Source organism: Acrocarpospora catenulata (assembly GCF_018476525.1).
GTDB lineage: Bacteria > Actinomycetota > Actinomycetes > Streptosporangiales > Streptosporangiaceae > Acrocarpospora > Acrocarpospora catenulata.
Window position 1 is genome coordinate 66,163 of sequence record NZ_JAHCST010000005.1, and the last position, 23,156, is coordinate 89,318.

The window sequence follows — 23,156 nt, forward strand, 5'->3', positions numbered from 1 at the left end:
GGCGGTGGGGTGAGGCGCTACAGGTGACGGACTTCGTCGCGGACGACCCGTCCGCCGACGTCGGCGGTGCCGGGACGGACGCCCGGCCGTACGTGGATCACCGAGCCGGCGCCGTGCCGCACGGTGAGGGGCCGGCCGAGGGCGGCGGACAGGCGCATGGAGGCCGACCCGCAGGCCTCGTCCTCGGTGATGCCGAGCCGCCCGGCGAAGACCCTGGCCCGGACGTGTCCCGTGGTCTCGTCCTCCCAGGCCCAGAGCTGGGTCATGTCCTGGCCGGGGTCCAGCGGGCCTGCCAGGTCGCCGACCTGGGCGGCGGTGGCCAGGCGCTCGTGCCACCACGGCGGGGTCCCGGCCAGCGAGGCGGTGATCCAGATGCTGCCGTCCTGCTGCCGGACCGGCACGGGACCGGCCGGGGGCAGCACGGTGGCCGGCAGCGCGCCGGTCTCCCTGGCGATCGCCCAGGCGGTGCCGACGACCGGGTGACCGGCGAAGGGCAGTTCGCCGCCGGGCGTGTGGATCCGCAGCTCGCCGGTCGCGAGGTCGTCGACGTAGACCGTGGCGCTGAAGCCCAGCTTGGCCGCGAGCGTGGTCCGGTCGGCCTCGGCCACCTGACCGCCGTCGAGCACCAGGCCCAGATGGTTGCCGTACGCGCCGGCGACGTCGGTGAACACCCGCAGGACCATCACTTCAACCATGACCTGCTCTCCTTCGGCTTGTTGACAGCGGCCAGGATCGGGCCGACGACCGACCCGACGGCGGACAGGGACGGGGGCGAGGTCATATGCGAGTGCCCGCAGTCCAGCACCCGCGTCTCGACCCGGCCCGTGATGTGCGGCCGCCACAGCGCCACGCGCTCTGCCAGGCCGCCCTCGCGCCCGGCCTGGAAGAGCAGCGCGTCGCCGCGGAAGACGGGCGGGGTGTACTCGCGGAGCAGGCGGCCGTTGTTGACGGTCACCCGCAGCAGCGCGGCCACCACGTCGGCGTCGAGGCTGCCGAAGGCGCTGCCCTTCTCCCGCAGGATGGCCAGCACCCGCTCCGGCGAGACGTCGCCGTCCACGTCCGCCAGCACGTCCAGCCCGTCGAAGGCGAGCGCCATGATCTCCCGCTCGTCGAGCAGGTAGTCGTCGTCCGCCCCGGCGGCCGGGTAGCCGTCGAGCAGGGCCAGCAGGCCCACCTCGTCACCTTCGGCCCGCAACCGGGCCGCGATCGTGTGGGCGACGACCCCGCCGAAGGACCAGCCGAGCAGGAAGTACGGCCCGCGCGGCTGCACCTTGCGGATCTGCTCCAGGTAGTCGGCCGCGACCTCGTGCACCGAGGCGGGCAGCGGGCCGGGCTCGTGCAGGGTGCGGGACTGCAGGCCGTACACGGGGATGGCCGGGTCGAGGTGGCGGAGCAGGCCGGAGTAGCACCAGCTCATGCCGCCCCCCGGGTGCACGCAGAACAGGGCGGCGCGGCCGGAGCCGCGGCGCAGCGGCAGCATCGTGCGCAGCGCGTCGCGCGGGGAGGAGCCCGAGCCCAGTTCGGCGGCGAGCCCGGCCACGGTGGGCGTTTCGAACAGGGCGGCGACGCCGAGGTCGTGGCCGAGGGTGGCCCTGATCCGGGTGACCAGGCGGGTGGCCAGCAGCGAGTGCCCGCCGAGGGCGAAGAAGTCATCGTGCACGCCGACCGATGGCAGGGCCAGGACCTCGGCGAACAGACCGGCCAGGAGCTCCTCGCCGGGGGTGCGCGGCAGGTCGCCTGCGGGCCCGGTGTCCTGCGGCGCGGGCAGCGCCCGGCGGTCCACCTTGCCGTTGGGGGTCAGCGGCAGCTGGTCCAGCGGCACGAACGCGGCCGGGACCATGTAGTCGGGCAGCAGCGCGGCGGCGTGCTCGCGGACGTCGGCGAGATCGACGTTCGAGAGGTCGACGTTAAAGAGGTCGACGTCGGCGGGGACGACGTAGGCGACCAGGCGGCGGTCGCCCGGTCGGTCCTCGCGGGCCACGACGGAGGCGTGCGCGACGTCCGGGTGCCGGGTCAGCACGGCCTCGATCTCGCCGGGCTCCACCCGGTAGCCGCGGATCTTGACCTGGGCGTCGGCCCGCGTGACGAACTCCAGCGTGCCGTCGGGCAGCCAGCGGGCGATGTCCCCGGTGCGGTAGATGCGGCCGCCGGGCGTCCCGTACGGGTCGGCGGTGAAACGCTCCGCGGTCAGGCCGGGCTGGCCCACGTAGCCGCGGGTGACCCGGGGCCCGCCGACGTACACCTCGCCGGGCACGCCGGGCGGCACCAGGCGCAGGTGGCGGTCGAGCACGTACAGCCGGGTGTTGCCGAGCGGGCGGCCGATCGGCACGCGGCGGCCGACGCGGTGCTCGGCGGGCATCGGGTGGGAGGTGACGATGACCGTGGTCTCGGTCGGGCCGTAGCCCGCGGTGACCACCGTGCCGGGGCAGGCGTCGATCACCCGCTGCACCGACGTGGTGGACACCAGGTCGCCGCCGGTCCACACCTGCCGCAGCAGGCCCAGCGCGTCCAGCGCCTCGTCGGCCATCAGGTTGAACAGCGCGGGCGTGAACAGCGCGCACGTCACCTGGTTCGTCGCGATGACCCGGCTCACCTCGGCCACGTCCAGGTCGCCGGGCGGGGCGAGCACGACCGTGCCGCCGGACAACAACGCCGGCCAGATCTCGAACGTGGAGGCGTCGAAGGAGTGCGGTGCGTGCATCAGCACCCGCTCCAGCGCGCCCTCGGTCCAGCCGAGGTCCAGGCTCATCACCACGACGCCCCGGTTGCTCACGGCCACGCCCTTGGGCGCGCCGGTGGAGCCGGAGGTGAACATGACGTACGCGAGCGTGTCGGGATGCGTCGCGACCTGGGGTGGCCCGGCGGTCTCCGCGTCGGGCGCGGCGGTGAGCACGATCCCGGCGCCGCTCGCGGTCAGGATGTGGTCGCGGCGGTCGGCCGGGAGGCTGGGCATGAGCGGCAGGTAGCAGGCGCCCGCCTTGAGCACGCCGAGGATCGCCACCAGCAGGCCGGGACCACGCTCCATGATGATCGCGACCGGGGTGTCCGGTCCCGCGCCGCGCCCGGCCAGGTCGTGCGCGAGTGTGTTGGCCCGGCGGTCGAGCTGGGCGTAGGTCAGCCGGGTCTCGCCGTCGGCGACCGCCACGGCGTCGGGGGTGCGGGCGGCCTGGGCGGCGAAGAGTTCGGCGAGTGTCGCGTCCGGCACGTCCTGGTCGGTGTCGTTCCACCCGCCCAGCAGCGTGTCCCGCTCGGCGGCGGTGAGGATCGGCAGCCGGCTGAGCGGCGTGCCGGGGTCGGCCGCGGCGGCTTCGAGGATCAGCGTCAGGCGGGTGACCAGGCTTTCCGCCGTCGCGTGGTCGAAAAGCTCGGTGCGGTAGACCAGCTCACCGGTGATGCCGCCCTCCTCGTGGTCGGTGAGCTCGTGGTCGGTGAGCTCGTGGTCGGTGAGGTTGAACGACAGGTCGAACTGCCCGGCCACCGACGAGGTCCGCGCCACCTGGACGCGCAGGCCCGGCAGGTCGAAGTCGGGCGTCTGGTTCTTGTGCAGCATCACGCTGGTCTGGAAGAGCGGGTGGCGGCTGAGCGAACGCGGCGGGTTGACCACCTCGACCAGCCGGTCGAAGGGCATGTCCTGGTGGGCGTACGCGCCGAGGTCGGCCTCGCGGACCCGCGCCAGCAGTTCGCGGAAGCTCGGGTCGCCGGAGGTGTCGGCGCGCAGCACGAGCGTGTTGACGAAGAAGCCGACCAGGTCGTCCAGCGCGTCGTGGGTGCGGCCCGCCGAGCCGGAGCCCAGCGGGATGTCGGTGCCCGCGCCCAGCCGGGTGAACAGCGCCGCGACCGCCGCCTGGAGCACCATGAACAACGTCGCGCCGCCGGCCCTGGCCAGGTCGAGCAGGCGACCGTGCAGGTCCGCGGGGATCGCGACGGGGACCAGGCCGCCGCGCTGGTCGGAGACGCTCGGCCGGGCGTGGTCGTACGGCAGGGCCAGCTCGTCCGGCAGCCCCGCCAGGTACTCGCGCCAGAAGGCGTCCTGCTCGCCGAGGCCGCGCTCGCGCTGCCAGAGCGCGTAGTCGGCGTACTGCACGGGAAGCGGTTCCCAGCCGGGCGCGCGTCCGGCCAGACGGGCGGCGTACGCGGTGGCCAGGTCGCGGGCGAGCGGGGCCATCGACCAGCCGTCGGAGGCGATGTGGTGGGTGAGCAGGACCAGCACGTGCCGGTCCCGTCCGGCGCGCAGCAGCCACGCCTTGAGCGGGACCTCGGTGGTCAGGTCGAACACGTGCCGCGCGGCCTCCGCGACCGCCGTCTCCAGCTTGCTCTTCGCGATCACCACCCGGGTGAGCAGCCTGCCCGCGACCTCCTCGACCGGCAGGATCTTCTGGTACGGCTGCCCGTCGTGCTCGGGGAAGACCGTGCGCAGGCTCTCGTGCCGGGCCACGACGTCGGTGAGGGCGGCGGAGAGCGCGCGCCACTGGAGCGGGCCGTCCAGGCGCAGGATCAGCGGCAGGTTGTAGGTCCAGCCCAGGGCGTCCAGGCGGCTGAGGAACCACAACCGCTGCTGGGCGTAGGAGGGCGGCAGCAGCTCGGGGCGCGGTCCTGCGACCAGGGGCCGGCCGGTGTCGGCCCGCTCCAGCGTCCGGGCCAGGCCGGCGACGGTGGGCGCGTCGAACACGGCGGCCACGCCGACCTCCTGGCCGAGCGCGCTCCTGATCCGGTTGACCAGGCGGGTGGCGAGCAGCGAGTGCCCGCCGAGGGCGAAGAAGTCGTCGTGGATCCCGACCGACGGCAGGCCGAGCAGCCCGGCGAACAGCCCGGCCAGGACGTCCTCGCGCGGGGTGCGCGGGGCGGTGTCGTCACGTTCCGGCGCGGCCGGGGCGGGGAGGGCGGCACGGTCGAGCTTGCCGTTGGGGGTGATCGGCAGTTCGTCGAGCGCCGTGAACGCGCCCGGGATCATGTACTCGGGCAGGTGCCGGGCGGCGTGCTCGCGCAGCGCGTCCAGGTCGGCCCCGGCCGGGAGCACGTACGCCACCAGGCGGCCCTCGACCGGCAGGACGGTGGCGTGGCTGATGTCCGGGTGGCGGGTGAGCACGGCCTCGACCTCGGCGGGCTCGACCCGGTAGCCGCGGATCTTGACCTGGCTGTCGACCCGTCCGGCGAAGTCCAGCACGCCGTCCGGCAGCCAGCGGGCCAGGTCGCCGGTGCGGTACATGCGCTCGCCTGGCGGCCCGTACGGGTCGGCGACGAAGCGGTCGGCGGTGAGGGCGGGCTGGCCCAGGTAGCCGCGGGCCAGTCCGGGCCCGGCGAGGTAGAGCTCGCCCTCGACGCCGGGCGGGACCGGCCGCAGGGCGCGGTCGAGCACGTAGCCGCGGGTGTTGTCCATCGGCCGCCCGATCGGCACCCGATCGGGGACGTTCCCGGTCATCGTGTGCCGGGTGGCGCACATGGTGGTCTCGGTCGGGCCGTAGAGGGCGCGCACGGTCAGCCCGGGGGAGTGCGCGAGCACCCGCCGAACGGCCGCGGCCGGCACCACGTCGCCGCCGGTCAGCACCTCGCCGACGCCCGCGAAGGCGGCCGGGCTCTCCTCGGCGACCACCTGGAACAGCCCGGCGGTCGCGTGCACCCGGGCCCTGGCGTCGCGCGGCAGCAGCCGGTCGAGCGCGGTCAGGTCCACCTCGCCGGGCGGCGCGACCACGACCGTTCCGCCCGTCAGCAGCGGCACCCAGATCTCCAGCGTCGAGGCGTCGAAGGCGTGCGGCGCGTGGAACAGGAACCGCACGGGCTCGGCCGCGCGCCAGCCCCGGTCGAGCGCGAACGCGGCCACGCCCTGGTTGGTGACCGCCACGCCCTTGGGGACGCCGGTCGACCCCGAGGTGTACATGACGTAGGCGAGGTCGCCCGGCAGGCCCTTCACCGCGGGCGGCTCGGGTGTGCCGGTCGCGGGGACGGCGTCCACCACGGTCACGGCTCCGCTGCGGGCCAGCATCTCGGCGCGGCGCTCGGGCGGCGCGTCCGGCGCCAGCGGCAGGTAGCAGGCACCGGCCTTGAGCACTCCGAGGAACGCGACCAGCAGATCGGGGCCGCGCTCCAGCTCGACGGCGACCGGCACGTCGGGGCCCGCGCCGAGCCGGGCCAACTGGTGCGCCAGCGTGTTGGCGCGCCGGTCGAGCTCGGCGTAGGTCAGCTCGGTCCGCGGGTCGGTCTGCGGGGCGGCGACCGCGATCGCGTCGGGCGTGCGGGCCGCCTGGGCGGCGAACAGCTCGGCCAGGGTGGCGTTCGGCAGCGGATACGCCGTGTCGTTCCAGGTCTTCAGGATCGTGTGGTGCTCGTCGGCGGTGAGGACGGGCAGGCGGCTGAGCGGGGTGTCGGGGTTGTCTGCCGCCGCTTCGAGGATCAGCGTGAGGCGGGTGACCAGGCTTTCCGCCGTGGCCCGCTCGAACAGCTCGGTGCGGTAGACCAGCTCGCCCGCGAGCTCCGTCGTGAAATTGAACGACAGGTCGAACTGGGCGGTCGCCGCCTCGACCTCGCTCACCTCGGCCGCGAGGTCGCCCAGCTCGAAGCCGGCCGTCTCGTTGTTCTGGAGCACGAGCATGGTCTGGAAGAGGGGGTGGCGGCTGAGGGATCGGGCGGGGTTGAGGGCTTCGACGAGGCGGTCGAAGGGGAGGTCCTGGTGGGCGTAGGCGGTGAGGTCGGTTTCGCGTACGCGGGTGAGGAGCTGGCGGAAGGTCGGGTCGCCGGAGGTGTCGGCGCGCAGGACGAGGGTGTTGACGAAGAATCCGACCAGGTCGGTGAGGGCTTCGTCGTTACGTCCTGCCACGACGGAACCGAGGGGGATGTCGGTTCCGGCACCGAGCCGGGTGAACAGGGCGGCCACGGCCGCGTGCAGCGCCATGAACAACGTCGCGCCCTCACCACGCGCGACCCGCGACAGCCGCTCCCGCGTCTGGCGGCCCAGCAGGATCGGCACGCTCGCGCCCGCGTGCGACGACACTGCCGGCCGCGCCCGGTCGTACGGCAGGGCCAGCTGCTCCGGCAGGTCGCGGAGGTGCTCCCGCCAGTGGCCGAGCTGACGGGACATCTCACTGCCCGGGTCGGATTCGTCGCCGAGCACCTCCCGCTGCCAGAGCGAGTAGTCGGCGTACTGGACGGGGAGGGGTTGCCAGTTGGGTGCGTGTCCGGTGAGGCGGGCGGCGTAGGCGGTGGCGAGGTCGCGGGCGAGGGGTGCCATGGACCAGCCGTCGCCGGCGATGTGGTGCAGGACGATCAGGAGGGTGTGGTCGGGGAAGAGCCAGGCGCGCAGGGGGGTGTCGGTGGTGAGGTCGAAGGTGTGGCGTGCGGCTTGGGCGGGGTCGCCGTGGGGGGCGATGGTGAGGACGTCGGCGTGGTCGAGGATTTGCTGGCGTGGTTCGCCGTCGGTTTCGGGGAAGATCGTGCGGAGGCTTTCGTGTCGTGCCACGAGGTCGGCGAAGGCGGCGGTGAGGGCGGCCAGGTCCGGCGCGGCCGACAACCGCAACACCAGCGGCAGGTTGAAGCCCGCGCCCGCCGGGTCGAGCCGGCTGAGGAACCACAGCCGCTGCTGGGCGTAGGACAGCGGAATCGTCGGGGTGGTGGTCATCGGCCCTCCCTGGCGGCGAGCGCGCGGGGCCGCAGCTTCGGCCGGGCCGGCGCGCTGTCGGGTGGCGCGGTCAGACGGGCGGCGAGCGAGGCCGCGGTCGGCGCCTCGAACAGGGCGACCACCGTGAGGTCGACGTCGAGCGCCGCGCGGACGCGGTTGACCAGGCGGGTGGCCAGCAGCGAGTGCCCGCCCAGGTCGAAGAAGTTGTCGTCCGGGCCGACCTGCGGCAGGGAGAGCACGTCCGCGAACAGCCGGCACAGGGCCTCTTCCTGCGGCGTGCGCGGCGCGGTGGTCCCGATCTGGGTCTGTGGCGCGGGCAGCGCCCGGCGGTCGACCTTGCCGTTCGCGGTGAGCGGCAGCCGGTCCAGGGTCACGAAGGCGGCCGGGACCATGTAGTCGGGCAGGCTGAGCGCGGCGTGCGCCCGTACCGCGGGCACGTCGGCCGTGCCGTCGGCGGGTACCAGGTAGGCGACCAGGCGGCGGTCGCCGGGCCGGTCCTCGCGGGGGACCACGGCGGCGTGGGCCACGTCCGGGTGGCGGGTGAGCACGGTCTCGATCTCGCCGGGCTCGACCCGGTAGCCGCGGATCTTGACCTGGCCGTCGGCGCGTCCGACGAAGTCGAGCACGCCGTCCGGCAGCCGGCGGGCCAGGTCGCCGGTTCGGTAGAGGCGTTCGCCCGGCGGGCCGTACGGGTCGGCGACGAAGCGCTCGGCGGTCAGGCCCGGCTGGGCGACGTAGCCGCGGGCCAGGCCGGAGCCGCCGACGTACAGTTCGCCGGTCACGCCGGGCGGCACGATCCGCAGCCAGCGGTCCAGGACGTACAGACGGGTGTTGTCCATCGGCGTGCCGATCGGCATGGTGCGCCCGTCGGCCTCGCTCACCGGATGCCAGGACGAGATGACCGTGGTCTCGGTGGTGCCCCAGGCGGTGGCCACCTGGGTGCCGGAGCCGCGGCGCAGCAGCCGGGCCACCGACTCCACCGACACGACGTCACCGGCCGCCCAGACCAGGCGCAGCCCCGCCAGCGCGTCCGGCGCGTCCTCGACCATCAGGTGGAACAGGGCCGCGGTGAACACCGCCGAGGTGACCCCGCCCGACCGGATGGTCCTGGCCAGGACCTCGGTGTCCAGGTCCCCGGCCGGCGCCACCACGATCCGCCCGCCGGACAGCAACGGCGTCCAGATGTCGAACGTGGACGCGTCGAACGCCAGCGCCGAGTGCATCAGCGCGCGGTCCGGCGGCTCGGCCCGCCACCGGCTGTCCAGCGCGAAGTCCACGACGTTGCGCTGGGTGACGAGGATGCCCTTCGGCGCGCCGGTCGAGCCGGAGGTGTACATGATGTACGCCCCCTGGTCGGGGTGGATTCCGATGTCCGGCGGCAGGTCACGGGAAGCACGGTCGGGCCGGAGCACGGTCAGTCCGGACGTGTCGGGGCCGTCGGTGATCAGGATGCGCGCCCCGGTCTGCCGGATCATGAACTCGCGGCGGCCGGGCGGCGCGTTGTGCGGCAGCGGCAGGTAGACGCCGCCTGCCTTGAGCACGCCGAGCACGCTCACCACGTACTCCGCCGACCGTCGCTGCAGAATCGCGACCGGCTCGTCTCTGCCGACCCCCTCGCCGGCCAGGCGGCAGGCCAGCGCGTTGGCGCGCCGGTCCAGCTCGGCGTAGGTCAGCAGCACGTCGTCGTCGTGCACGGCGACCGCGTCGGGCGTCCGCCGCGCCTGCGCCGCGAACAGCTCGGGCAGCGAGCCGACCGGCGTCACGCGCGCGGTGTCGTTCCAGCCGCGCGTCAGGCAGTCACGCTCGGACGGGGTGAGGATCTCGACCCGGCCGATGGGCAGGTCCGGTTCGGCGGCCACGGCGTCGAGCAGCCGCAGCAGCCGGTCGGCCATGCTTTCCACGGTCGCCCGGTCGAACAGCTCGGTCCGGAACCGGAGGTCGGCGGTGATGCCCTCCGGCGTGCGGTCCTCGCCGTGGTTCTCGACCATGCTGATGGACAGGTCGAAGTCGACAGGACCGACCCGGATCGCGTCCCCGCCGCCCGCGCCCGCGTCCACCTCGGCGGTCACGCCGTCGAGCGCGAACTCGGCGCGCACGTTGTTCTGGAGCACCAGCATGGTCTGGAACAGCGGATGCCGGGCCAGCGAGCGGGCCGGGTTGAGCGCCTCGACCAGCCGGTCGAACGGCAGATCCTGGTGGGCGTACGCGCCGAGGTCGGCCTCGCGGACCCGGGCCAGCAGTTCGCGGAAGCTCGGGTCGCCTGAGGTGTCGGCGCGCAGCACCAGCGAGTTGACGAAGAAGCCGACCAGGTCGTCCAGGGCCTCGTCGCCGCGGCCCGCGACGGCCAGGCCGAGGGGGATGTCGGTGCCCGCGCCCAGCCGGGTGTAGAGCGCGGCCACCGCCGCGTGCATGACCATGAACAGGGTGGCGCCGCTCTCCCTGGCCAGGCCCGCCAGCCGGTTGTGCAGCTCGCCGGGCACCTGGAACGACACCAGGTCGCCGCGGTGGTCCGACACGCTCGGCCGTGGCCGGTCGTACGGCAGCGCCAGCTCCTCGGGGAGCTCGCTGAGCCGGTCCCGCCAGAAGGCCAGGTGGTCGCTGGTGTCGAGGTCGTGCTGCCAGAGCGCGTAGTCGGCGTACTGCACCGGCAGCGGCGGCCAGTCCGGCGCGCGTTCCGCCGCCCTCGCGGCGTACGCGGAGCTCAGGTCGCGGGCGAGCGGGCCCATGGACCAGCCGTCACCGGCGATGTGGTGGAGCACCAGCACGAGCACGTGCTCGTCCGGGGCCTGGCGCAGCAGCCAGGCCTTGAGCGGGGTGTCGGCGGTCAGGTCGAACTGGTGCCCGGCCGCCGCGGCGACCTGCTCGTCCAGCGCGTCCGGCTCGACGTCGGCGACGGTGAGGAAGTCCCCGGCGGTGACGCCCGGCAGGATGCGCTGCCGTGGCTCGCCCCCGATCTCGGGGAAGACGGTGCGCAGGCTCTCGTGCCGGTTCACCACGTCGGTCAGGGCGCCGGTCAGCGCGGCGGTGTCCAGGGGGCCGCGCAGCCGCAACACCAGCGGCCAGCCCAGGCCGTTCAACCGGCTGAGGAACCACAACCGCTGCTGGGCGGAGGAGAGCGGCAGGTCGTCCGGGCGCGGGCGGGCGACCAGCGGGGGCGCGGCGTCGGCCGTCGCCCGGGCCAGGGCTTCGGCCAGACCGGCGGGGGAGGGCGACTCGAAGACCGCCGCGACGCCGAGGTCGCGGCCGAGCGCCGCCCTGATCCGGTTGACCAGGCGGGTGGCGAGCAGCGAGTGCCCGCCGAGGGCGAAGAAGTCGTCGTGCGCGCCGACCGCGGGCAGCCCGAGCAGGTCGGCGAAGAGGTTGGCGACGATCTCCTCGTGCGGGGTGCGCGCCGTGTCCGCGCCCGTCCGCACCGCGGGGGTCGGGAGCGCGTCCCGGTCGAGCTTGCCGTTCGGGGTGAGCGGCAGCCGGTCCAGCGCCACGTACGCCGCCGGGAGCATGTAGTCGGGCAGCGTGCGGGCGGCCAGCGCGGCCACCGCGGGCACGTCCCGGTCGGTCGCGCCGACCAGGTAGCCGATCAGGCGCTCGTCCCGGACCGCCACGTGTGCGTCGGCGACGGCCGGGTGCGCGGTCAGCGCCGACTCGATCTCGCCCGGTTCGACGCGGTAGCCGCGTACCTTCACCTGGGCGTCGGTGCGGCCGATGAACTCCAGCGTGCCGTCGGGCCGTCGCCGGGTGAGGTCGCCGGTGCGGTAGAGGCGGGCGCCTGGCGGGCCGTACGGGTCGGCGACGAAGCGTTCCGCGGTGAGCGCGGGCTGGCCGAGGTAGCCGCGGGCCAGGCCGTTCCCGCCGATGTAGAGCTCGCCCGGCACGCCGGGCGGCACCGGGCGCAGCCACTCGTCGAGCACGTAGAGGCGGGTGTTGTCCATCGGGCCGCCCAGCGGGACGGACGCCGGGACGGTGGCCGCGTCCGTCAGCGGGTGCCGGGTGGAGCAGGTGGTGGTCTCGGTCGGGCCGTACAACGCGCGGATGGTGAGCCAGGGCCGGCCGTCGAGCACGCGGCGGACGGCCGCGGCGGACACCACGTCGCCGCCGGTGAGGACCTCCCGCACACCGTCGAAGTTGGCCGGCTCCTCGGCGAGCGCCGAGAACAGGCCGGAGGTCAGCCAGAGCCGGGTGACGCCGAGCGCCGGGTCGATCCGGGTCAGCGCGCCGGGCGGGGCGATCACGATGCGGCCGCCGCGCAGCAGCGGGACCCAGAGCTCGTGCACGGACGCGTCGAAGCCGGTCGGCGAGTGCATGAGCACGGTCTGCGGAGCCGTCCACACCTCGTCGGAGACGAAACCGGCCGCGTTGCGGTGGGTCAGCGCGACGCCCTTGGGCACCCCGGTGGAGCCGGAGGTGAACATCACGTACGCCAGGTGGTCGGGCCGCGGATCCACCAGCGGGGCGTTGTCCCGGCGTCCGGCCGGGCAGGGCAGCACGTGCCGGGTGCCGCCCACGCCGGGCCGGTCGGTGACCAGGATGTCCGCGCCCGCCTGCTCGATCATCAGGCGCAGCCGCTCGGGCGGCGCGTCGACGGGCAGCGGCACGTAGCAGGCGCCCGCCTTCAGCACGCCGAGCACGGTCACGACCAGCTCGGCCGACCGGTCGAGCAGCACCGCGACCGGCGTGTCGGGGCCGGCGCCGAGCGCGGCCAGTTCGTGCGCGACCAGGTTGGCGCGCCGGTCGAGGTCGCGGTAGCTCAGCTCGGTCGCGCCGTCCGTGACGGCCGGCGCGTCCGGCGTGCGGACGAGCTGCTGGTCGAAGAGCCTGACCAAGGTGGGGTAGGCGATGTCGCGCCCGGTCTCGTTCCAGGCGCCGAGGATCGTCCGCCGTTCGTCGCCGGTGAGGACGGGCAGGCGGCTGAGCGGGGTGTCGGGGTTCTCGGCCGCCGCTTGGAGGATCAGCGTCAGCCGGGTGACCAGGCTCTCTGCCGTGGCCCGCTCGAACAGCTCGGTGCGGTAGATCAGCTCACCGGTGATGCCGCCGGACGGCTGGTCGGTGAGGTTGAAGAACAGGTCGAACTGGGCCGCCGAGGAGGTGGCGGAGCGGGTGTCCACGGACAGGCCCGCCAGGTCGAACCCGATCGTCTCGTTGTTCTGGAGCACCAGCATGGTCTGGAAGAGGGGGTGCCGGCTGAGGGAGCGCGCCGGGTTGAGGGCTTCGACGAGACGGTCGAAGGGGAGGTCCTGGTGGGCGAACGCGGTGAGGTCGGTTTCGCGTACCCGGGTGAGGAGCTGGCGGAAGGTCGGGTCGCCGGAGGTGTCGGCGCGCAGGACCAGGGTGTTGACGAAGAACCCGACCAGGTCGGTGAGGGCTTCGTCGTTACGTCCCGCCACGACCGAACCGAGGGGGATGTCGGTCCCCGCGCCGAGCCGGGTGAACAGGGCCGCCACGGCCGCGTGCACGGCCATGAACAACGTCGCGCCGCTCTCGCGGGCCAGCCCGAGCAGCGCCTCGTGCACGGCCGCCGGGATGGCGAAGGGAAGCAGCTCGCCCTGGTAGCTGGAGGAGGTCGGCCGCGGCCGGTCGTACGGCAACGCGAGCTCATCGGGGATACCGGCCAGAGTGTCCCGCCAGAAGGCCACGTCGCCCGTGCTGTCGAGCTCGCGCTGCCAGAGCGCGTAGTCGGCGTACTGGACGGGGAGGGGTTGCCAGTCGGGTGCGTGTCCGGTGAGGCGGGCGGCGTAGGCGGTGGCGAGGTCGCGGGCGAGGGGTGCCATGGACCAGCCGTCGCCGGCGATGTGGTGCAGGACGATCAGGAGGGTGTGGTCGGGGAAGAGCCAGGCGCGCAGGGGGGTGTCGGTGGTGAGGTCGAAGGTGTGGCGTGCGGCTTGGGCGGGGTCGCCGTGGGTGGCGATGGTGAGGACGTCGGCGTGGTCGAGGATTTGCTGGCGTGGTTCGCCGTCGGTTTCGGGGAAGATCGTGCGGAGGCTTTCGTGTCGTGCCACGAGGTCGGCGAAGGCGGCGGTGAGGGCGGCCACGTCGGGCGCGGCCGACAACCGCAACACCAGCGGCAGGTTGTAGGTCCAGCCGAGCGGATCGAGCCGGGTCAGCAGCCACACGCGGCGCTGCGCGTACGACAACGGCAGGGACTCGGGGCGTTCGCGCACGCTCAGGGCCGGGCCCGCCTCGCCGGAACCGGCGAGGACCTGCGCCAGCCCGGCCACCGTGGGCGAGGCGAAGAGCGTGGCGACGGCCAGGTCGCGGCCGAGCACCGCGCGGATCCGGTTGATCAGGCGGGTGGCCAGCAGCGAGTGCCCGCCCAGGTCGAAGAAGCTGTCGTCGATGCCGACCCGGGAGTGCCCCAGCAGGTCGGTGACCATCTCGCAGAGCGTGCGCTCCAGCGGGGTGCGCGGCCCGCGGCCGGAGATCTCGCCGCCGAAGTCCGGCTCGGGCAGCGCCCGGCGGTCCAGTTTGCCGCTCGTGTTCAGCGGCAGCCGGTCCAGGAACGTGAACGCCGCCGGGACCATGTAAGCGGGAAGCCGCGCGCCCAGCGCCGTCCGCAGTTCGGCGACCAGGAGACCGCGCCGCCGCGTCGCGATGGGATCGTTGGTGAACGGCCCCGCGACGGACGTCGCCAGATAGGTCCCGTCCACGGCCGCGTCGGCGGCCCTGGTGAAGACGACGTCGAGGCGCTCCTCGTCGTGCGGCGACCAGGTGATCGCGGCCTGGTAGCCGTACCGGGCGGCCAGTTCCGGCCACCGCTCGGGATCGGGCCCCGAGGTCTCCGCGGCCCTGATCGCCGCCACCGGCGGGAGCAGCCCCTCCTGGACCGCCCGCGCCGCCGCGACCTCTCCGGCCACCCGGCCGTTCGGCACCCCCGTCAGCCGGAACCCGCCCGGAGCGCCCGCGAAAAGATCGTGGCTCTCGACCGCCTCGTCCCATGACACCGCGGGCAGCGTGGCCAGCCGGCGCGCCCTGACCGGGCCCTTGTGGAGGACGACGTCGTAGCGGTGGCGGGTCAGTTCGTTGTGATCGGCCCCGCGCTTGATCCGCACGTCCACGGCCGCGGCGTCCAGCGTGGCGAAGAAGTCGGGGTCGACGAGCAGTTCCTTCTCCAGCGCGACGGCTTGCTCGACCTCGCGCCGCAGAGTCACGGCGTCCTCGCCGTCGCCGGCCTGCCCGAGCCGGATCGCGGTCCACATCGCCCGGACGAGACGGAGGTTGCGCACATCGCCCACGAAGATCCGGCCGCCCGGCCGGATCAGGCCGAGCAGCTGGTTCAGCACCCGGCGCAGGTAGTCCTCGTCGGGGAAGTACTGGATGACCGAGTTGATGATCACGGTGTCGAAGTGACCGGCGGGCAGTCCGTCGAGCACGTCGGCCGCCTGGGCGGCGAGCCTGACCTTCGCGGCCAGCTCCGGCACGGACGGCAGCCAGGCGCGCAGGCCCTCGATCGCGGGCGCCGAGTAGTCGGTCCCCCAGTACTCCTCGGCGAACGGCGCGATCTCCGACAGGATCAGGCCGGACCCGACGCCGACCTCCAGCACGCGCTGTGGCCCGAACGCCAGCACGCGGTCCACGATCGCCTGCCGCCAGCGGGCCATCTGCTCCTCGGGGATGGCGTCGCCGGTGTAGCTGCTGTTCCAGCCGGAGAAGTCCGAGCCGAACCCGCGGTGGTCGATCTCGGTGTACACCTCGTCGTAGATCTGCCGCCATTCGTCGACGTGCTGCCCGGCGCCCTCCTGGTGGGACGCGGCGTCCTCGGCCGGCACCACGTACGCGGCCAGGCGGCGCTCGCCGTGCCGGTCCTCGTGGACCACGACCCGCGCCTGCTCGACGGCGGGGTGCGCGCCGAGCGTGGCCTCGATCTCGCCGAGTTCGATCCGCAGGCCGCGGACCTTGACCTGGTCGTCCGCCCGCCCCAGGTAGGCCAGCTGCCCGTCGGGGAGCCTGCGGACCAGGTCGCCGGTCCGGTACATGCGGCTGCCGTCGGCGGCGAACGGGTCGGCCACGAACCGCTCGGCGGTCAGGCCGGGGCGGCGCACGTAGCCGCGGGCGAGCGCGTCGCCGCCGGCGTACAGCTCGCCCTCCTCGGCCGGGTTCAGCCGGCCGTCCAGCACGTACAGCCGGGTGGCGCCGACGGGCAGGCCGATCGGCGGCGCGTCGTGACCGGCCACCAGCGGGCGGCTGATCGTCACGGCCATGGTCGCCTCGGTCGGGCCGTAGGCGTTGACCATGCGGCGGCCCGGGGCCCAGGCGCGCACCAGGGCGGGCGGGCAGGCCTCACCGCCGACCAGCAGGCCACGCAACTCCGGCAACTCGGACGGTCCGGGCGAGGGTGCGGTGGCCAGCACCGACGGCGGGACGATCGAGTAGTTCACGCCGTGCTCGGCGAAGAAGCCGCTCAGCTCGGCGCCGCCCACGAGCTCCGGCGGCGCGATCGCGAGGGCGGCGCCCGAGCCCAGCGCCAGCAGGAGCTCGATGATCGAGGCGTCGAAGCTCGGCGACGCCATGAGCGCGACCACTCCGCCGGGCTCGACCCCGGCGCTGCTCAGCAGGTCCTCGGTGAACTCCGCGATCCCCGCGTGCGTCACCGCGACGCCCTTCGGCCGTCCGGTCGAACCCGAGGTGTAGATCACGTACGCCAGCTGGGACGGCAGCAACCCGCCCGGTGAGCCGGCGTCTCCGGCCAGGTCCTCGACCAGGTCGGTGCCGAAGTCGTCGACGACCTCGCCGACGAGGATGTGCTCGACGCCGGGGGTCTCGGGCAGGCCGGGCGCGAGCTCCGCCGTGGTCAGCAGGCAGCGGGGCCGCGTGTCGGCGCACATGAACGCGATCCGTTCGGCCGGCAGGCGCGGGTCGACCGGCATGAAGGCGCCGCCGGCCCGCATGGCGGCCAGCATGGCGACCACCAGGTCAGCCGAGCGCGGCAGGGCCAGCGCCACCACCTCGTCGGTGCCGACGCCCCGCGCCGCCAGGGCGCGCGCCGTCCGGTCGACCCGCGCCGCCAGCTCCGCGTACGTGCGCACGTGGCCGCCGGCGATCAGCGCCGGCGCGGCCGGGGTCTCGGCGGCCCACCGCCTGACCAGGTCGGGGATCGTGTACCACATGGCTACGACCGGCCGGTACGCAGCGCCGCCACCAGGCTCGCGGGGCGCATGTCGGTCCAGTGCTCGGCCACGTAGTCCAGGCACTCGCGGCGGCTCCCGGCCGTCAGCACGACCTGCCACCCGGCCGGCACATCGGCGAACTCCGGCCACAACGAGTGCTGGCCCTCCGCGTTCACAAGAACCCGGTACACCGCCGCGTCGTCCTCGAACGGGTTGCTCATGGATCTCTCCATAGGTCGGTGAAGCGAGTGGACGAGATCATCGTCAGCGGCCGTGCGAAGAACGGACAACCCTTAATCTCGACCCTTATTCAGCGACCCCTGAACCATTTATCGGCACCCCTCGGAAAACGCCGAGCTCCTATTCCCCGCCATTTCGTTGACCCTTTGAAAAATGCCTTCGTAGGCTGCTGAGCGAATTAATCCGGTCCATTTCCGTGGGGGTACTCATGACGCACCGAACGGCTGGATCGCATGCCGCGATCGACCACGTCGAGCTGTACGTGGGCGACGCGGCCGCCCGGTCCGGCGAATTCGTCCAGCGGTACGGCTTCCACGTCGCCGGACGGCGGCACGCGGCGGATCACGAGTCGGTCGTGCTGCGCCGGGGCCACATCACCCTCGTGGTCACCCAGGGAACCGCCGACGACCACCCCGCCAGCGCGTACGTCCTGCAGCACGGGGACGGCGTGGCCACCATCGCCCTGCGGGTGCCGGACGCGGCGGCGGCCACGGCCGACGCCCTGGCCGCCGGCGCCGAGCGGCTGCGCGAGGGGATCGCCGGCTTCGGCGACGTCGCCCACGTCTTCGTCGACGGCCCGGCCGGCCCGGCCGGCCCGGCCGACTCTGACGAACCCGCCCCGCCCGGCCTGACCGACATCGACCACGTGGCCGTCTGCCTGGAGTCCGGCACCCTGGCCGACACCGTCGCCCACTACGAGCGCGCGTTCGGCTGGCAGCAGATCTTCGAGGAGAACATCCACGTCGGCGCGCAGGCCATGCAGTCCAAAGTGGTGCAGAGCCGCTCCGGCGAGGTCACCATCACCCTGCTGCAGCCCCTGCCCGGCGCCCAGCCCGGCCAGATCGACGACTTCCTCAAGAACCACGGCGGCTCCGGCGTGCAGCACCTGGCCTTCAGCGTGCCCGACATCCTGCGCGCGGTGGACGAGCTGGGCGAGCGCGGCGTGCGTTTCCTGAGCACGCCCGGCCCCTACTACCAGGAGCTGGCCGGCCGTCTCGACCACCCGGCGCATCCGGTGTCGGCGCTGCGCAGCCGCGGCATCCTGGCCGACCAGGACCACGACGGCCAGCTCTTCCAGATCTTCACCCGCTCCGAGCACCCGCGCGGCACCCTGTTCATGGAGCTGATCGAACGGCAGGGCGCCACCACGTTCGGCAGCAACAACATCCGCAAGCTCTACGAGGCCGTCGAGCGCGCCACCAGGGACGCCTGATGACCTCCGCGGCCATCTCCTGGGCGTCGATGCTGGAGGCGGAGCGCGCGGCGATGGCCGCGCTGCCCGCCGACGCGTTCGACTTCGTGGCCGGCGGGAGCGGCGGCGAGCGCACCCTGCGCGCCAACGTCGGCGCGTTCGACCGCTGCGCGGTGGTGCCGCGGGTGCTGCGCGACGTCTCCCACCCCGACCTGGCCACGGTCCTGTTCGGCACCCCGGCGAGCATGCCGGTGGCGATCGCGCCGATGGCCTTCCAGGGGGCGATCCACCCCGGCGGCGAACCCGCGCTCGCGGCGGCGGCCAGGGACGCCGGCGTGCCGTTCACCGCGGCGACCCTGTCCGGCGTGCCGATCGAGGAGATCGCCGCGACCGGCGCGGACACCTGGTTCCAGCTCTACTGGCTGCGCGACCGGGGCGTGACCGCCGAACTGGTCGCCCGGGCCGACGCGGCCGGCTGCGGCGTGCTGATGCTGACCGTGGACGTCCCGGCCATGGGGCGGCGGCTGCGTGACGTGCGCAGCGGATTCACGCTCCCGGCCGAGGTCCGCCCGGCCAACCTCAGGGCGCCCGACGACGCGGCGCGCACCCGGCGGACCGGGCGCTCCCCGCTGGCCGAGCACGCGGCGGTCACCATCGACCCGTCGCTCGACTGGTCGGCCGTGGAGTGGCTGCGTGCGCGGACGTCGGCCCGGCTGGTGCTGAAGGGCGTGCTCGACCCGCGCGACGCGCGCCGGGCGGCCGACCTCGGCGTGGACGGCCTGGTCGTCTCCAACCACGGTGGCAGGCAACTGGACGGCGCGGTGGCCAGCCTGACCGCGCTCGCCGCCGTGCGGGAGGCCGTCGGCGACCGCTGCCAGCTGCTGCTCGACGGCGGCGTACGGGACGGCGGCGACGTGCTGAAGGCGCTCGCCCTCGGCGCGTCCGGCGTGCTGCTCGGCAGGCCCGCGCTCTGGGGGCTCGCCGCGGGCGGCAGGGACGGCGCCGCCGCGGTGCTGGCGCTGCTGCGCACCGAGCTGGAGAACGCGCTGGCCCTCGCCGGGTGCCCCGACCTCGCCGCCGCGGGCCGGCTCACGGCGGAGGTGTTCCCATGCTAGACCTGAGCGAACTCCACCCGTCGCTCTCCGATCCCGCGCTGACCTCGATGAACCTGCTCAACGAGGTGGCCGACCGCTACCCCGGGGCGATCTCGTTCGCCCCCGGCCGGCCGTACGCCGGGTTCTTCTCCGTCGAGGACGTGCACCGCTACCTGCGCGTCTACGTCGACCACATCGGCCCGCGGGTCGCCCGCGATCGGCTCTTCCAGTACGGCAGGACCAAGGGCGTCATCCAGGACCTCATCGCCAGGAACCTGGCGGCGGACGAGGGCATCACGGCCGACCCCGAGTCGATCGTGGTCACCGTCGGCTGCCAGGAGGCGCTCTTCCTGCTGATGCGCACGCTGCGCGCGGACGAGCGGGACGTGCTGCTGGCCACCACCCCGATGTACGTGGGCGTCACCGGCGCGGCCCGGCTGACCGACCTGCCCGTCGTTCCGGTCGAGAGCGGCCGGACCGGCATCGACCTGGACGACTTCGCCGCCAAGATCGACAAATGCCGGCGGGACGGGTTGCGCCCCCGGGCCTGCTACCTGGTGCCCGACTTCGCCAACCCGACCGGGCTCAGCCTCGACCTGGAGACCCGGCTGGCGCTGCTCGACCTGGCCGCCGAGCAGGACGTGCTGCTGCTTGAGGACAATCCGTACGGGCTGTTCGGGCCGCGGATGCCGACCCTGAGGTCGCTGGATCGCCACGGCGTGGTGGTCTACCTCGGGTCGTACTCCAAGACCGCGATGCCGGGCGCCCGGGTCGGCTTCGTGGCCGCCGGGCAGCCGGTGCGCGGCGGCGGCACCCTCGCCGACGAGCTGGCCAAGGTCAAGAGCATGATCAGCGTCAACACGCCGCCCGTCGCGCAGGCGGTCATCGCCGGCAAGCTGCTGGAGAACGACTTCGACCTGCGCGCGGCCAACCGCGCCGAGACCGAGCTGTACGGACGCAACCTGCGCCTGCTCCTGGACGGCCTGGCCCGCCGCTTCCCGCCGCCCTCGCGGGTGACCTGGAACCGGCCGGGCGGCGGCTTCTTCGCCGTGCTGAGCGTGCCGTTCACCGCCGACGACGAGGTGCTCGCGCACTCGGCACGGGAGCACGGGGTCATCTGGACCCCGATGCACCACTTCTACGGCGGGCAGGGCGGCCACCGGCAGATCCGCCTGGCCTGCAGCCTGCTCACACCGGATCAGATCGACGCCGGACTCGACCGCCTCGCGGCGCTGATCAGCGAATGGGAGCAAAGGGGAGAGCAGTGACAACCGCGTTATCAGACAATCTCGTGCTGTTCGGCACAGAGGTCACCGACCGCCTCGAACCGCAGCACATCCTCCGACTGTCCGCCGGTGTCGTGGCCGCGGTCCGGGTTCGCGACTTCTTCACGCGGCACCAGTGCCAGGAGGTCATGCGCGCGCTCGAAGGCTGCGAGATGGGCAGCTACGACGAGCGGTTCGTGCAGCCCCGGGTGGCCAAGCTGGGCCCGGCGGCGTACGACTACTACGGCAACAACGGCCTCACCGCCGAGTACTGGGACTACGGCGACCGCTCCGCCAAGGCCAGGGCCACGCTGCTGCACGGCGAGGACCCGCTGGACCTGGCCGCCGACCGGCTCCGCGAGGGCTGGCACGACGACGTCCGGCGGGCCACGTCCGGCGGACGGCCCATGTTCGCCGGCATGATCCGCGAGATCAACCAGGGCGCTCGGATGCACTTCGACGAGGTCGTCCGCGAGTTCCCCGGGCTGCTGGACGAGATCCCCGTCTGCCAGCTCGCCTTCAACTGCTTCCTGTCGATGCCGGAGGGCGGCGGCGAGTCCGTCGTCTTCCGCCGCCGCTGGCGGCCCTCCGACGAGGGCCACCGGGACGGCTACGGCTACGACTCGGCCCTCGCCGAGGACCAGCCGGTGGCCGAGGTCAGAGCCGAACTCGGCGACGGCGTCCTGTTCGATCCCCGCAACTATCACCTCGTCCGTCCGAACGCAGGCAGTGGACGGAGGGTGACCCTGTCGTTCTTCATCGGAATCACGACGCGGGGTCCCCTCCATATCTGGTCATGAAAGGGATTCGACCGGTGAGAGAGCTCAACATCAACGGCCGCGCCATATCCGATGACTCCGACGCCTACGTGATAGCCGAGATCGGCCACAATCACGAGGGCGACCTGGCCAAGGCCGAGGAACTGCTGCGCCGCGCCGCGGCCAGTGGTGCCAGCGCCGCCAAGCTGCAGAAGCGCGACAACAAGCGGCTCTTCACCCGCCGCATGTACGACGAGCCGTACACCGGCCGCAACAGCTACGGCGCCACCTACGGCCTGCACCGCGAGGCCCTGGAGTTCGGCCGGCGCGAGTACCGGGAGCTGGCCGTGCTCGCCGCCGAGCTGGGCATCGACTTCATCTCGACCGCCTTCGACTTCGGCAGCGTCGACTTCCTCGCCGAGCTGGACCTCCCGGCGATCAAGATGGCCTCCGCCGACCTGACCAACATCCCCCTGCTGACCTACGCCGCCAAGGTGGGCAAACCGCTCATCGTCAGCACCGGCGCCGCCGACATGGACGCGGTGCGGCGGGCCTGCGACGCGATCCTGCCCATCAACCCCGAGCTGGCGCTGCTCCAGTGCACCGCGGTCTACCCGGCCACCCCGGCCGAGCTCAACCTCTCCGTGATCACCACCTACCGCGCGGAGTTCCCGACCACGGTGATCGGGTTCTCCGGGCACGACCTGGGCCCCGAGCTGAGCTGGACCGCGTTCGCGCTCGGCGCCCGTGTGATCGAGAAGCACCTCACCCTGGACCGCACCCGCCCGGGCAGCGACCACCACTTCTCGCTGGAGCCGCAGGACCTGGCCGCGCTGGTGGAGGGGCTGCGCCGCAACCGCGAGGCGCTCGGCGACCCGGTCAAGCGGCTGCTGCCGCAGGAGCGCCTCGCGCTGCGCAAGATGGGCAAGAAGCTGGTCGCCGGGCGGCCGCTGCGGGCCGGGCACCGGCTCACCGGGGAGGACATCGCGATCAGGTCGCCCGGCGACGGGCTGAGCCCCGACCAGATGACGCTCGTGCTGGGCCGCTGCCTCGCCCAGGATCTCGAACCCGACGCGGACATCACGCTGGGGGTGCTGATCTAGTGATTGACCTGTCCGGAAACGTGGCGGTCGTCACGGGCGTGCTGGGACGCCTGGGGGCGGTCTGGGTGAAGGCGTTGCTCGACGCCGGCGCCCGCGTCGCCGGGCTGGACGTCAGGGACGGGCCGAGCCCGCAGCTGAAGGAAGTGCTCGACGGCCGCGAGGACGAGTTCGTGCTCATCCCCGCCGACATCACCGAGCCCGGGCGGCTGCGCGCCGCGCTCGCCGAGTGCCTTTCGGCGCTCGGCGCGCCGTCGGTGCTGGTCAACAACGCGGGCATCGACCAGCCGCCGTCCGCGCTCGGCGGCAGCTGGCGGTTCTCCGACATCCCGGACGAGGCCTCCGGCGGGGTGTTCGCGGTCAACGCGCACGGCACGCTCCGGGTCTGCCAGGTGTTCGGGTCGGAGATGGCCCGCCGCGGCCGGGGGTCGATCATCAACATCGGCTCCCTCTACGGCGGGCTCGCCCCCGATCCCCGGCTCTACGAGCATCTGCCGCTGGATCCGCCGTTCCTCAAACCCCCCGCGTACGGAATGTCCAAGGCCGGGGTGGCCTCGCTGACCCGCTACCTGGCCGCGTTGTGGGGCCCGGAGGGGGTGCGGGTGAACACGCTGTCGCCGGGCGGCGTGCTCGGTGACCAGGACCCGGCCTTCCGCGAGAAGTTCGGGGCCAGGGTGCCGATGCGCCGGATGGCGGAGGCGGACGACCTGGTCGGGCCGCTGCTCTTCCTCGCCTCCGACCTCAGCAGATATGTGACGGGCGTGGAGCTCGTCGTCGACGGCGGCTACAGCTGCTGGTGA

At 73.6% G+C, this 23,156-nt stretch carries 10 protein-coding genes; 6 read left to right on the forward strand and 4 right to left on the reverse strand.

The annotated features are described in order from the left end of the window. Positions 1-17: 17 nt before the first annotated feature. The 4 genes from KIP79_RS06895 to KIP79_RS06910 are packed head-to-tail and all read right to left on the reverse strand — an operon-like array spanning position 18 to position 16,928. Positions 18-695 (reverse strand): PhzF family phenazine biosynthesis protein, encoded by a 678-nt coding sequence (locus tag KIP79_RS06895; RefSeq protein ID WP_214103835.1) that lies wholly within the window; start codon positions 693-695, stop codon positions 18-20. Next, positions 683-7,609, reverse strand: coding sequence for a non-ribosomal peptide synthetase (locus KIP79_RS06900; protein ID WP_214103836.1), 6,927 nt, complete (start codon positions 7,607-7,609; stop codon positions 683-685). Before KIP79_RS06900 ends, KIP79_RS06895 begins: the two co-directional genes overlap by 13 nt. Further along, on the reverse strand, positions 7,606-16,707 hold the full coding sequence (locus KIP79_RS06905) for a non-ribosomal peptide synthetase (RefSeq protein WP_214103837.1): 9,102 nt from the start codon (positions 16,705-16,707) through the stop codon (positions 7,606-7,608). The genes KIP79_RS06900 and KIP79_RS06905 overlap by 4 nt, the downstream gene beginning before the upstream one ends. 2 nt (positions 16,708-16,709) lie before the next feature. After that, complete coding sequence (locus KIP79_RS06910) at positions 16,710-16,928, reverse strand: MbtH family protein (protein WP_214103838.1); 219 nt, start codon at positions 16,926-16,928, stop codon at positions 16,710-16,712. A gap of 227 nt (positions 16,929-17,155) precedes the next feature. Between KIP79_RS06910 and hppD the strand changes: the two genes are divergently transcribed. The 6 genes from hppD to KIP79_RS06940 are packed head-to-tail and all read left to right on the forward strand — an operon-like array spanning position 17,156 to position 23,156. Next, positions 17,156-18,160: a 4-hydroxyphenylpyruvate dioxygenase gene (gene hppD / locus KIP79_RS06915; protein ID WP_214103839.1), complete on the forward strand. Its 1,005-nt coding sequence runs from the start codon at positions 17,156-17,158 to the stop codon at positions 18,158-18,160. Next, positions 18,160-19,254, forward strand: a complete 1,095-nt coding sequence (locus KIP79_RS06920) for an alpha-hydroxy acid oxidase (RefSeq protein WP_250212804.1) — start codon at positions 18,160-18,162, stop codon at positions 19,252-19,254. The genes hppD and KIP79_RS06920 overlap by 1 nt, the downstream gene beginning before the upstream one ends. After that, complete coding sequence (locus tag KIP79_RS06925; RefSeq protein WP_250212805.1) at positions 19,248-20,501, forward strand: aminotransferase-like domain-containing protein; 1,254 nt, start codon at positions 19,248-19,250, stop codon at positions 20,499-20,501. Before KIP79_RS06920 ends, KIP79_RS06925 begins: the two co-directional genes overlap by 7 nt. A 23-nt stretch (positions 20,502-20,524) precedes the next feature. Next, on the forward strand, positions 20,525-21,298 hold the full coding sequence (locus KIP79_RS06930; RefSeq protein WP_214103840.1) for a 2OG-Fe(II)-dependent halogenase WelO5 family protein: 774 nt from the start codon (positions 20,525-20,527) through the stop codon (positions 21,296-21,298). A gap of 14 nt (positions 21,299-21,312) precedes the next feature. After that, entirely contained in the window at positions 21,313-22,359 is a 1,047-nt protein-coding gene (locus tag KIP79_RS06935) for an N-acetylneuraminate synthase family protein (protein WP_214103841.1), read from the forward strand. Then, positions 22,359-23,156: an SDR family oxidoreductase gene (locus KIP79_RS06940; RefSeq protein WP_214103842.1), complete on the forward strand. Its 798-nt coding sequence runs from the start codon at positions 22,359-22,361 to the stop codon at positions 23,154-23,156. Before KIP79_RS06935 ends, KIP79_RS06940 begins: the two co-directional genes overlap by 1 nt.